Genomic DNA, 12331 nt, shown 5'->3' with positions numbered 1-12331 from the left:
ATCACCCGGAAGGAGGCCGACGCTCATGGCAAGGCCCGACAAGGCTGCCGCGGTAGCCGAGCTCGCGGAGCAGTTCCGCAGCTCGAACGCCGCTGTGCTGACCGAGTACCGGGGTCTCACCGTCGCGCAGCTCAAGAACCTGCGCCGCTCGCTCGGTGAGAACGCCCAGTACGCCGTGGTGAAGAACACGCTGACCAAGATTGCGGCCAACGAGGCCGGGATCACGACGCTCGACGACCTGTTCAACGGTCCGACGGCAGTTGCCTTCGTCGCCGGTGACCCGGTGGAGTCGGCGAAGGGTCTTCGTGACTTCGCCAAGGACAACCCGAACCTCGTCATCAAGGGCGGTGTCCTTGACGGCAAGGCGCTGTCCGCCGACGAGATCAAGAAGCTCGCGGACCTCGAGTCCCGCGAGGTTCTGCTCGCCAAGCTGGCGGGTGCCTTCAAGGGCAAGCAGACCCAGGCTGCGCAGCTCTTCCAGGCGCTTCCCTCGAAGTTCGTCCGCACCGCGGAGGCGCTTCGTGCCAAGCAGGCCGAGCAGGGCGGTGCCGAGTAATTCGGCTCGCGCATTGACCGCCGCCTAGGCAGTGGTCGCAGCGGGCCGAAAGTACGCCCGCCTCACATGTACATCCGGCACCAGCCGATTTAGTGGAAGGATCGCCCCCATGGCGACGAAGCTGTCCCAGGAAGAGCTGCTCGAGCAGTTCGAGTCCCTCACCCTCATCGAGCTCTCCGAGTTCGTGAAGGCGTTCGAGGAGAAGTTCGACGTCACCGCCGCCGCCGCGGTCGCCGTCGCCGGCCCGGCCGGCCCGGCCGCCGCCGCCGAGGCCGTTGAGGAGCAGGACGAGTTCGACGTCATCCTCACCGGTGCCGGCGACAAGAAGATCCAGGTCATCAAGGTCGTGCGTGAGCTGACCTCGCTGGGTCTGAAGGAGGCCAAGGACCTCGTGGACGGCGCCCCGAAGCCCGTCGTCGAGAAGGTCTCCAAGGAGGCCGCTGAGAAGGCCGCCGAGTCCCTCAAGGGCGCCGGCGCCTCCGTCGAGGTCAAGTGACCTCACGGAGTCCGCAGGACTCTCTGGTCGGCTGACACGGTTCCTCTGAGAGGGCTGTAACGCTGACGCGTCGAAGAGCGATCATCCATCCGGGTGGTCGCTCTTCGGCGTTCGAGGAGCCGGGCGGCGGCAACCTTGCACCGAGGTCCGCGCGGAGTATGGTGATCTTCATCGTGCCTCCGGGCGGTCCCCGGTACGGGCTGTACGTGACGAGCGCAGCACCCGGTTCGGGCAAGGGGGCCTTGACGAACCGCACGCAGCGCGCAATTCTCAGGACGCGTCGTCACAACGATCCGAATCCGAGGCATGGATCGGCGACGAAGAGGGCAGTATCAACGTGCGTTGAGGGCGTGAGCTTGCCGAAGGTGTTGAGAACAACGAGGGTCTCAAAAACCCGCACTGGACATCAGTGTGCCAAGTGGCTACACTGACCCTTTGCGCTGCCTGTTAGCTGTCCCCTGCCCGTCACCAGGGGCATGCCCTCGATTGAGCACCGACGATCAGACCGAATCCGACCTGGCCATTTGAGCCGGAGAAGGAAACGGCTGTCTCTGTGTCCTTGAGAGGGACCGGTACGCGCGTAGTGAGTCCGAGCCCTCGGAAGGACCCCCTCTTGGCCGCCTCGCGCACTGCCTCGACCGCGAATACGAACAACGCCGCCAGCACTGCCCCGCTGCGCATTTCCTTTGCAAAGATCAAGGAGCCCCTCGAGGTTCCGAACCTTCTCGCGCTGCAAACCGAGAGCTTTGACTGGCTGCTCGGCAACGACGCGTGGAAGGCTCGCGTCGAGGCGGCTCTCGAGTCCGGTCAGGACGTCCCCACCAAGTCCGGTCTGGAGGAGATCTTCGAGGAGATCTCCCCGATCGAGGACTTCTCCGGGTCGATGTCGCTGACGTTCCGCGACCACCGTTTCGAGCCTCCGAAGAACAGCATCGACGAGTGCAAGGACCGTGACTTCACGTACGCGGCCCCGCTCTTCGTGACGGCCGAGTTCACCAACAACGAGACCGGCGAGATCAAGTCCCAGACCGTCTTCATGGGCGACTTCCCGCTCATGACGGGCAAGGGCACCTTCGTCATCAACGGCACCGAGCGTGTCGTGGTGTCCCAGCTGGTCCGCTCGCCGGGTGTCTACTTCGACTCCTCCATCGACAAGACGTCCGACAAGGACATCTTCTCCGCCAAGGTGATCCCGTCCCGGGGTGCCTGGCTGGAGCTGGAGATCGACAAGCGCGACATGGTCGGTGTCCGCATCGACCGCAAGCGCAAGCAGTCCGTCACCGTCCTGCTCAAGGCTCTCGGTTGGACGACCGAGCAGATCCTCGAGGAGTTCGGCGAGTACGAGTCGATGCGTGCCACCCTGGAGAAGGACCACACCCAGGGCCAGGACGACGCGCTGCTCGACATCTACCGCAAGCTGCGTCCGGGCGAGCCGCCCACGCGTGAGGCCGCGCAGACGCTGCTCGAGAACCTCTACTTCAACCCCAAGCGCTACGACCTCGCCAAGGTCGGCCGCTACAAGGTCAACAAGAAGCTGGGTGCGGACGCTCCGCTGGACGCGGGTGTCCTGACCGTCGAGGACGTCATCTCGACGATCAAGTACCTGGTGAAGCTGCACGCCGGTGAGACCGAGACGGCCGCTGACAACGGCACCACGATCGTCGTCGAGACCGACGACATCGACCACTTCGGCAACCGTCGTCTGCGCAGCGTCGGCGAGCTCATCCAGAACCAGGTCCGTACGGGTCTGGCGCGTATGGAGCGAGTCGTCCGTGAGCGCATGACGACCCAGGACGTCGAGGCGATCACGCCGCAGACCCTGATCAACATCCGGCCGGTCGTCGCCTCCATCAAGGAGTTCTTCGGCACCAGCCAGCTGTCGCAGTTCATGGACCAGAACAACCCGCTGTCGGGTCTCACCCACAAGCGCCGCCTGTCGGCTCTTGGCCCGGGTGGTCTCTCCCGTGAGCGGGCCGGCTTCGAGGTCCGTGACGTGCACCCGTCCCACTACGGACGCATGTGCCCGATCGAGACGCCCGAAGGCCCGAACATCGGTCTGATCGGTTCGCTCGCCTCCTACGGTCGCGTCAACGCCTTCGGTTTCGTCGAGACGCCCTACCGCCGGGTCACCGACGGTGTCGTCACCGACGAGGTCGACTACCTGACGGCCGACGAAGAGGACCGCTTCGTCATCGCGCAGGCCAACGCCACGCTCGACGACACGCTGCGCTTCACCGAGAACCGCGTCCTGGTCCGCCGCCGTGGCGGCGAGGTCGACTACGTCCCCGGTGACGACGTGGACTACATGGACGTCTCGCCGCGCCAGATGGTGTCGGTCGCGACCGCCATGATCCCGTTCCTCGAGCACGACGACGCCAACCGTGCCCTCATGGGCGCGAACATGATGCGCCAGGCCGTGCCGCTGATCAAGTCCGAGGCCCCGCTCGTCGGCACCGGCATGGAGTACCGCTCCGCGGTCGACGCCGGCGACGTGGTCAAGGCCGAGAAGGACGGTGTGGTCCAGGAGGTCTCCGCGGACTACATCACCACCACCAACGACGACGGTACGTACATCACGTACCGCCTGGCCAAGTTCTCCCGCTCCAACCAGGGCACCTCGGTCAACCAGAAGGTCATCGTCAACGAGGGAGACCGGATCATCACCGGCCAGGTCCTCGCCGACGGTCCGGCCACCGAGAACGGCGAGATGGCGCTGGGCAAGAACCTGCTCGTGGCGTTCATGCCGTGGGAGGGTCACAACTACGAGGACGCGATCATCCTGTCGCAGCGCCTCGTGCAGGACGACGTCCTCTCCTCGATCCACATCGAGGAGCACGAGGTCGACGCCCGTGACACCAAGCTCGGCCCCGAGGAGATCACCCGGGACATCCCGAACGTCTCCGAGGAGGTCCTCGCCGACCTCGACGAGCGCGGCATCATCCGTATCGGTGCCGAGGTCGTCGCCGGAGACATCCTGGTCGGCAAGGTCACGCCCAAGGGTGAGACCGAGCTGACCCCGGAGGAGCGCCTGCTCCGCGCGATCTTCGGTGAGAAGGCCCGTGAGGTCCGTGACACCTCGCTGAAGGTGCCGCACGGCGAGATCGGCAAGGTCATCGGCGTCCGCGTCTTCGACCGTGAGGAGGGCGACGAGCTTCCCCCCGGTGTGAACCAGCTGGTGCGCGTGTACGTGGCGCAGAAGCGCAAGATCACCGACGGTGACAAGCTCGCCGGCCGTCACGGCAACAAGGGCGTCATCTCGAAGATCCTGCCCATCGAGGACATGCCGTTCCTCGAGGACGGGACCCCGGTCGACATCATCCTCAACCCGCTCGGTGTCCCGTCCCGAATGAACCCGGGACAGGTCCTGGAGATCCACCTCGGCTGGCTCGCCAGCCGCGGCTGGGACGTCTCCGGCCTCGCGGACGAGTGGGCGCAGCGCCTGCAGGTCATCGGCGCCGACCAGGTCGACGCGGGCACGAACGTCGCGACCCCCGTCTTCGACGGTGCGCGTGAGGACGAGCTGGCCGGCCTGCTGCAGCACACCATCCCGAACCGCGACGGCGAGCGCATGGTGCTCCCGTCCGGCAAGGCGAAGCTGTTCGACGGCCGCTCCGGCGAGCCGTTCCCGGAGCCGATCTCGGTCGGCTACATGTACATCCTGAAGCTGCACCACCTGGTCGACGACAAGCTGCACGCCCGTTCGACCGGCCCGTACTCGATGATCACCCAGCAGCCGCTGGGTGGTAAGGCTCAGTTCGGTGGCCAGCGCTTCGGCGAGATGGAGGTGTGGGCGCTGGAGGCATACGGCGCCGCGTACGCCCTCCAGGAACTGCTGACCATCAAGTCCGACGACGTCACCGGCCGCGTGAAGGTCTACGAGGCCATCGTCAAGGGCGAGAACATCCCCGAGCCCGGCATCCCCGAGTCCTTCAAGGTGCTCATCAAGGAGATGCAGTCGCTCTGCCTGAACGTGGAGGTGCTGTCCAGCGACGGTATGTCCATCGAGATGCGTGACACCGACGAGGACGTCTTCCGCGCGGCGGAGGAGCTCGGCATCGACCTGTCCCGGCGCGAGCCGAGCAGCGTCGAAGAGGTCTGACGGGAGTCCGGCACGGAGGTTCTGCGACACGATCCAGAACCTCCGGCCGGCCCCAGGACCCCCGTTTCAGACCCCACAGACTTACAACCCTGAGAGGGATTGACGCATAGTGCTCGACGTCAACTTCTTCGATGAGCTCCGGATCGGTCTGGCCACCGCTGACGACATCCGTCAGTGGAGCCACGGCGAGGTCAAGAAGCCCGAGACCATCAACTACCGCACCCTCAAGCCCGAAAAGGACGGACTCTTCTGCGAGAAGATCTTCGGTCCGACCCGGGACTGGGAGTGCTACTGCGGCAAGTACAAGCGCGTTCGCTTCAAGGGCATCATCTGCGAGCGCTGTGGCGTCGAGGTCACGCGCGCCAAGGTGCGTCGTGAGCGGATGGGCCACATCGAGCTGGCCGCGCCCGTTACGCACATCTGGTACTTCAAGGGTGTTCCTTCGCGCCTTGGCTACCTGCTGGACCTGGCGCCGAAGGACCTCGAGAAGGTCATCTACTTCGCGGCGTACATGATCACGTTCGTCGACGAGGAGCGCCGTACCCGCGACCTGCCCTCCCTGGAGGCGCACGTCTCCGTCGAGCGGCAGCAGATCGAGAACCGCCGCGACGCCGACCTCGAAGGCCGGGCCAAGAAGCTCGAGACCGACCTGGCCGAGCTGGAGGCCGAGGGTGCCAAGGCCGACGTGCGCCGCAAGGTGCGCGAGGGTGCCGAGCGTGAGATGAAGCAGCTGCGTGACCGTGCGCAGCGCGAGATCGACCGTCTCGACGAGGTGTGGACCCGCTTCAAGAACCTCAAGGTCCAGGACCTGGAGGGCGACGAGCTCCTCTACCGCGAGCTGCGTGACCGCTTCGGCACGTACTTCGACGGCTCGATGGGTGCCGCGGCGTTGCAGAAGCGCCTGGAGTCCTTCGACCTGGACGAGGAGGCCGAGCGCCTCCGCGAGATCATCCGTACCGGCAAGGGCCAGAAGAAGACCCGTGCGCTGAAGCGGCTGAAGGTCGTGTCTGCCTTCCTGCAGACCTCCAACAGCCCCAAGGGCATGGTCCTCGACTGCGTCCCGGTCATCCCGCCGGACCTTCGCCCGATGGTGCAGCTGGACGGTGGCCGCTTCGCGACCTCCGACCTCAACGACCTGTACCGCCGTGTGATCAACCGGAACAACCGCCTGAAGCGCCTTCTCGACCTCGGTGCGCCCGAGATCATCGTGAACAACGAGAAGCGCATGCTCCAGGAGGCCGTCGACGCGCTGTTCGACAACGGTCGTCGTGGCCGTCCGGTCACCGGTCCCGGTAACCGCCCGCTGAAGTCCCTCAGCGACATGCTGAAGGGCAAGCAGGGTCGATTCCGTCAGAACCTGCTCGGTAAGCGTGTGGACTACTCCGCGCGTTCCGTGATCGTCGTCGGTCCGCAGCTGAAGCTGCACCAGTGCGGTCTGCCGAAGGCGATGGCGCTGGAGCTCTTCAAGCCGTTCGTGATGAAGCGCCTGGTCGACCTGAACCACGCGCAGAACATCAAGAGCGCCAAGCGCATGGTGGAGCGCGGCCGCACGGTCGTGTACGACGTCCTCGAAGAGGTCATCGCCGAGCACCCGGTTCTGCTGAACCGTGCTCCCACCCTGCACCGCCTCGGCATCCAGGCCTTCGAGCCGCAGCTGGTCGAGGGCAAGGCCATCCAGATCCACCCGCTCGTCTGCACCGCGTTCAACGCGGACTTCGACGGTGACCAGATGGCCGTGCACCTGCCGCTGTCCGCGGAGGCGCAGGCCGAGGCCCGCATCCTGATGCTGTCCTCGAACAACATCCTCAAGCCCGCCGACGGCCGTCCGGTGACGATGCCGACCCAGGACATGGTCCTCGGTCTGTTCTTCCTCACCACCGACGGTGCCCTGCGCAACGTCAAGGGCGAGGACCGGTCCTTCGGCTCCGCGGCCGAGGCGATCATGGCGTTCGACGCCGGCGAGCTCTCGCTGCAGTCGCGCGTGGACATCCGCTTCCCGGTGGGCACCATCCCGCCGCGCGGCTGGACCCCGCCGGCCCGCGAAGAGGGTGAGCCGGAGTGGCAGCAGGGTGACACCTTCCGTCTGCGGACGACCCTGGGCCGCGCGCTCTTCAACGAGCTGCTGCCCGAGGACTACCCGTTCGTCGACTACGAGGTCGGCAAGAAGCAGCTCTCCGAGATCGTCAACGACCTCGCCGAGCGCTACCCCAAGGTCATCGTGGCGGCGACGCTCGACAACCTGAAGGCGGCCGGCTTCTACTGGGCGACCCGTTCCGGCGTCACCGTGGCCATCTCCGACATCGTCGTTCCCGAGGCGAAGAAGGAGATCGTCAAGGGCTACGAGGCGCAGGACGAGAAGGTCCAGAAGCAGTACGAGCGTGGTCTGATCACCAAGGACGAGCGCACGCAGGAGCTCATCGCGATCTGGACCAAGGCGACCAACGAGGTCGCCGAGGCGATGAACGCGAACTTCCCCAAGACGAACCCCATCTTCATGATGGTTGACTCGGGTGCCCGAGGAAACATGATGCAGATGCGTCAGATCGCCGGTATGCGTGGTCTGGTGTCGAACGCGAAGAACGAGACCATCCCGCGTCCCATCAAGGCCTCGTTCCGTGAGGGTCTGTCGGTGCTGGAGTACTTCATCTCCACGCACGGTGCCCGTAAGGGTCTGGCGGACACCGCCCTGCGTACCGCCGACTCGGGTTACCTGACCCGTCGTCTGGTGGACGTCTCGCAGGACGTCATCATCCGCGAGGAGGACTGCGGCACCGAGCGCGGTCTGAAGCTGAAGATCGCCACCCGCGGCGCCGACGGCGTGCTGCGCAAGACGGACGACGTCGAGACCAGCGTCTACGCCCGCATGCTCGCCGAGGACGTCGTCATCGACGGCAAGGTGATCGCGCCGGCCAACGTGGACCTCGGCGACGTGCTCATCGACCAGCTGGTGCACCACGGTGTGGAGGAGGTCAAGACCCGCTCGATCCTGACCTGCGAGTCCCACGTCGGCACCTGCGCGATGTGCTACGGCCGTTCGCTGGCCACCGGCAAGCTGGTCGACATCGGTGAGGCGGTCGGCATCATCGCCGCCCAGTCCATCGGTGAGCCCGGCACCCAGCTGACGATGCGTACCTTCCACACCGGTGGTGTGGCCGGTGACGACATCACCCAGGGTCTGCCCCGTGTCGTCGAGCTCTTCGAGGCTCGTACGCCGAAGGGTGTCGCCCCGATCTCCGAGGCCAACGGCCGCGTCCGGATCGAGGAGACCGAGAAGACCAAGAAGATCGTCATCACGCCGGACGACGGCAGCGACGAGACGGCGTTCCCGATCTCGAAGCGCGCCCGACTCCTGGTCAGCGAGGGCGAGCACGTCGAGGTGGGCCAGAAGCTCACCGTGGGTGCCACCAACCCGCACGACGTGCTGCGCATCCTGGGCCAGCGTGCCGTCCAGGTCCACCTGGTCGGCGAGGTCCAGAAGGTCTACAACTCGCAGGGTGTGTCGATCCACGACAAGCACATCGAGATCATCATCCGGCAGATGCTGCGCCGTGTGACGATCATCGAGTCCGGCGACGCCGAGCTGCTGCCCGGCGAGCTGGTCGAGCGCTCGAAGTTCGAGCAGGAGAACCGTCGTGTGGTCCAGGAGGGCGGTCACCCGGCCTCCGGTCGTCCGCAGCTCATGGGTATCACCAAGGCCTCGCTGGCCACGGAGTCCTGGCTGTCGGCGGCGTCCTTCCAGGAGACGACCAGGGTCCTGACGGACGCGGCGATCAACGCCAAGTCCGACTCCCTGATCGGCCTCAAGGAGAACGTCATCATCGGTAAGCTCATCCCGGCCGGTACGGGTCTGTCCCGCTACCGCAACATCCGGGTCGAGCCGACCGAGGAGGCCAAGGCCGCCATGTACTCGGCCGTCGGCTACGACGACATCGACTACTCGCCGTTCGGCACGGGCTCCGGGCAGGCTGTGCCGCTGGAGGACTACGACTACGGGCCGTACAACCAGTAGGCGGACCTGTGAGGCCCCGTTGGGCCTCACCCGGTCGTCACGCACGTCGTCAAGGCGGTCACCCTTCACCGGGTGGCCGCCTTGCGGCGTTTGTCCGCTCCCTTCATTTCCCCCTCCTGCCGTCATGAGAACGGCTAATATGGCCAAATCGCGCCACAGGCAGGGCATTTGACCCTGCCTCGGCCTGCGGGGACCGGGAAGTGAAACGCCGGCGGGGGGCACCGGATGGGGAGCGGAAAGCGGCTGCGTACCTGCCCCTGCGGGGTCACGGCGGCCACCGCCGCGCAGTTGGTGTGCCGGGGGTGCCTGGCACCACTCCACCTCACGGTCCGCCCGGCGGCCTCGTCGGCCGAGCCGCCGGTGAAGAAGGCCGCGGCCGCCCCCAAGACGGTGCGCGATCCGGTCCGGCCCGCCCCATCCGCAGGGCTCAGGCTCCAGTTCTCCTCAGGGGCCATCGACGTACCGGCGGGGAGGACGCTGATCCTGGGGCGAGGGCGTCAGGAATGCCCCGACACCGAGATCCTGGAGCGGTTCGGCAACCTCTCCCGTCGGCACGCCACGGTTTTCGTGGACGTGGACGGCACCGGCTGGATCCGGGACGAGGACTCCACCAACGGCACGTTCCTGGACGGACGGCGGCTCAGCCCGGGCAGCAGGGTGCGGCTCAAGCCGGGCAACTCCCTGCGACTCGCCGCCGACGTGCCCGTCCGGGTGCTCCGGAGCGGACGTCGATGAGCCGAACCTCCCCCGACATGGGCATGACGCTCCCGCAGCCGCTCCACATGTACGAACTCCTCGCCCCGCTGCCGGGGCAGGGTGCCGAGGCCGATGTCTACCGGGTGCGCGACCTGGCGGGCCGGGATCGGGTGGTGAAGCTCTACCGGTGGGGATTCGGCGCCCAGCGGGAGGTGTGGCGCAAACTCCACCTGCTGCAGCACAGCGCGCTCATGCCCATTCTCAAGAAGGGCACCATCCAGGGCGGCCGTGACGAAGGCCGTGACTACGAGGTCATGCCGTACCTGTCCGGAGGCACCGTCGGCGGACTGCTTCGCGGGGGCCCGCTGCGCAGCGCGTTCGTCGTAGGGCTGGTGAACCAACTGGCCGGCGGGATCAACGCACTGCATGCCGCGGGCATCGTCCACCGCGATCTGAAACCGGCCAACCTGCTCCTCGAGGCGGACCGCCGCCATGTGGTGATCGCCGACTTCGGCATCAGCCGGGATCAGTCCCTGGTGCAGGGCACGACCTCCAGGACGCCCGCCTACGCGCCGCCGGAGGTCTACGACAGAACGGTCACGCACGCGTGGGACTGGTGGTCCCTCGGCATGATTGTCCGTCAACTCGTCACCGGGGCACCGCCGTTCGCCGGGATGTCCGAGGGGGAAATCCACCGGGCCCTGCTCGAACGGGACATCGACCTGCGGCAGATGCCCGACGGGCCGCTGCGTGCGCTGTGCCGGGGGCTGCTGATACGCGATCCGGCGAAGCGGTGGGGCGCACAACAGGTGCTGACCTGGCTCGACGGCGAGAGCCGGGAACGGGGCCCGGCGCCCCAGGCGGATCCGGCCGCGGCCTCCACCCGGGTCGACCCGAAACCGCCCGCGGCATCCGGCCCGGGCAAGCAGAGCGCGGGGAAGGCGGCCCCGGTCAAGGCGACCCCGGTGAAGGCGGCCCCGGTCAAGGAGGCTCCGCCGAAGGCCGGTCCCGCGCAGGTCCCCGCGAGCAAGGCGTTCTCGTTCGCCGGGGAAGTGCACCGTACGGCGGCGGAACTCGCCCGCACCCTGCGGGAGTGCGGCACCGACCCGGCCAAGAAGCTGTTCGGCGCCCCCGAACCCAACGAGAACCAGCGCCGCCGTCTGAAGGAACTGCGGTCCTGGACGGAGCAGTTGCCCCGAACCGCCGACCGCACCGACATGAACGCGGTGTACAGCAGGCTGCTGGGGAACGCGCCGCCCGAGATGAAGGCGCTGCATCTGCTTCGCTGGTTGGAGCCGTCGGGCCACGCCGCCTACCGCGGCCGCGCCCTGACCCCGGCCCACCTCGCGCAGACGTGCGCGGCCTCGGTCAGGGGCGGCAGCCCCGAGGCCGACAAGCTCGTCGCCGATCTGATCGGCCAGCAGATGGTGCAGGTCCTTGAGGGCTTCGCCCCGCTGCGTCGCCTCAAGGGTGTCCAAGCGGCCCATGCCGAACTGGTCAAGCAGTGGCGCGTGTCTGTGGGCCGCCGCGCCACGGTGCCCGACGAACTTCGCGACCCCACAGCTCCCGCGGTACGGGCCGGGCTGCTGCTCGCCCTGATGCCTTGGCCGGAGGCGTCCAAGAAGCTCGAGGAACTGAAGGCTGAGCTCTCGCTTCCGGCGGGGGCCGACGTGGAGTGGTTCAACGGGCTCATCAAGGACCTGGGCGGCAAGGGCTCCGCCGGCGAGCAGGCCGTACGTGCCGTGTGCACCAAGTACGCGGTGCGTGAGGTGCGGCAGCGCGAGGCGAAGAAGCAGGCCGCCGCCAAGCAGAAGCAGGAACAGACGGCCGTCAAACAGAAGCCGAAGCAGAAGCCGGCGGTACCCGCGCAGAAACCGGCGGCACCGAAGCAGAAGCCGGCGAAGCACAAGCAGAGCGGTACGACGGTGAGGGCCCCGGCGGCGGCCAAGCCCCCGCTGCCGAGGACGCAGCGCCGCGAAGCCCTCCGTCGCGCCGGTGAGTGGACGATGGTGTGGACGGCACTGTGGGCGGCGCTGGCCTGGCTCGGCTGGGGGTGGTTCAACGCGCACATCAGCGTGCTGCTGACCGTGCAGATCCTCGCCCTGATGCTCGTGCCGCTGGGCGTGCGGCTGCGTACGGCAGGCGGGCTGGGGAGCGCCTACCGGCCGCCGCTGCACCAGCCCCTCCGCTGGCTGCACGAGCCGCGGAAGTCCCCCTGGCGGCCAGGGAACCGTCTCCAGTTCGCCGTCGGCTTCGTCGCCTGTTCCGGTGCGCTGATCAGGGGCGCCGCGTACTACGAGGCCAAGGGCACGCAGGACCCCTTCGTCGTCGCTGACGTCATCCTGTGGGTGGCGGCGCTGATCTGGCTCTTCTCCAGGGACCGCAAGCATCTGCGGACCTGGGACTCCCGCCACCCGATGTGGCGCCCGCAGCCGCGGCGGCGGGGCCACAAGCATTAGGGCCACCCACGAAAGA

The 12331-nt window shown here is 67.2% G+C and carries 6 protein-coding genes; all 6 read left to right on the top strand.

Translation table 11 applies throughout. The features are described from left to right. The first annotated feature begins 25 nt into the window (after positions 1 to 25). The 6 genes from rplJ to ABZ027_RS08765 all read left to right on the top strand — a co-directional run bounded on the left by rplJ (position 26) and on the right by ABZ027_RS08765 (position 12315). Positions 26 to 556, top strand: coding sequence for a 50S ribosomal protein L10 (gene rplJ, locus ABZ027_RS08790; RefSeq protein ID WP_356765834.1), 531 nt, complete (start codon positions 26 to 28; stop codon positions 554 to 556). Between the two features lie 109 nt (positions 557 to 665). Beyond that, the gene (gene rplL, locus ABZ027_RS08785) at positions 666 to 1052 is read left to right on the top strand and encodes a 50S ribosomal protein L7/L12 (RefSeq protein ID WP_356765832.1); all 387 of its coding nucleotides are present in this window, start codon (positions 666 to 668) and stop codon (positions 1050 to 1052) included. A 613-nt stretch (positions 1053 to 1665) separates the two neighbouring features. Next, positions 1666 to 5151: a DNA-directed RNA polymerase subunit beta gene (gene rpoB, locus ABZ027_RS08780; protein ID WP_356765830.1), complete on the top strand. Its 3486-nt coding sequence runs from the start codon at positions 1666 to 1668 to the stop codon at positions 5149 to 5151. A 109-nt stretch (positions 5152 to 5260) separates the two neighbouring features. Further along, the gene (locus tag ABZ027_RS08775; RefSeq protein ID WP_356765828.1) at positions 5261 to 9160 is read left to right on the top strand and encodes a DNA-directed RNA polymerase subunit beta'; all 3900 of its coding nucleotides are present in this window, start codon (positions 5261 to 5263) and stop codon (positions 9158 to 9160) included. Positions 9161 to 9385: 225 nt separating this feature from the next. Continuing rightward, the gene (locus tag ABZ027_RS08770; protein WP_356765826.1) at positions 9386 to 9895 is read left to right on the top strand and encodes an FHA domain-containing protein; all 510 of its coding nucleotides are present in this window, start codon (positions 9386 to 9388) and stop codon (positions 9893 to 9895) included. Then, positions 9892 to 12315: a serine/threonine-protein kinase gene (locus tag ABZ027_RS08765; protein WP_356765824.1), complete on the top strand. Its 2424-nt coding sequence runs from the start codon at positions 9892 to 9894 to the stop codon at positions 12313 to 12315. The genes ABZ027_RS08770 and ABZ027_RS08765 overlap by 4 nt, the downstream gene beginning before the upstream one ends. The last annotated feature ends 16 nt before the right edge of the window (positions 12316 to 12331 follow it).

Origin of the sequence: Streptomyces sp. NPDC006332 (assembly GCF_040612855.1) — a bacterium.
Classification (GTDB): domain Bacteria; phylum Actinomycetota; class Actinomycetes; order Streptomycetales; family Streptomycetaceae; genus Streptomyces.
This window is presented reverse-complemented; position numbering and strand designations above follow the sequence as displayed.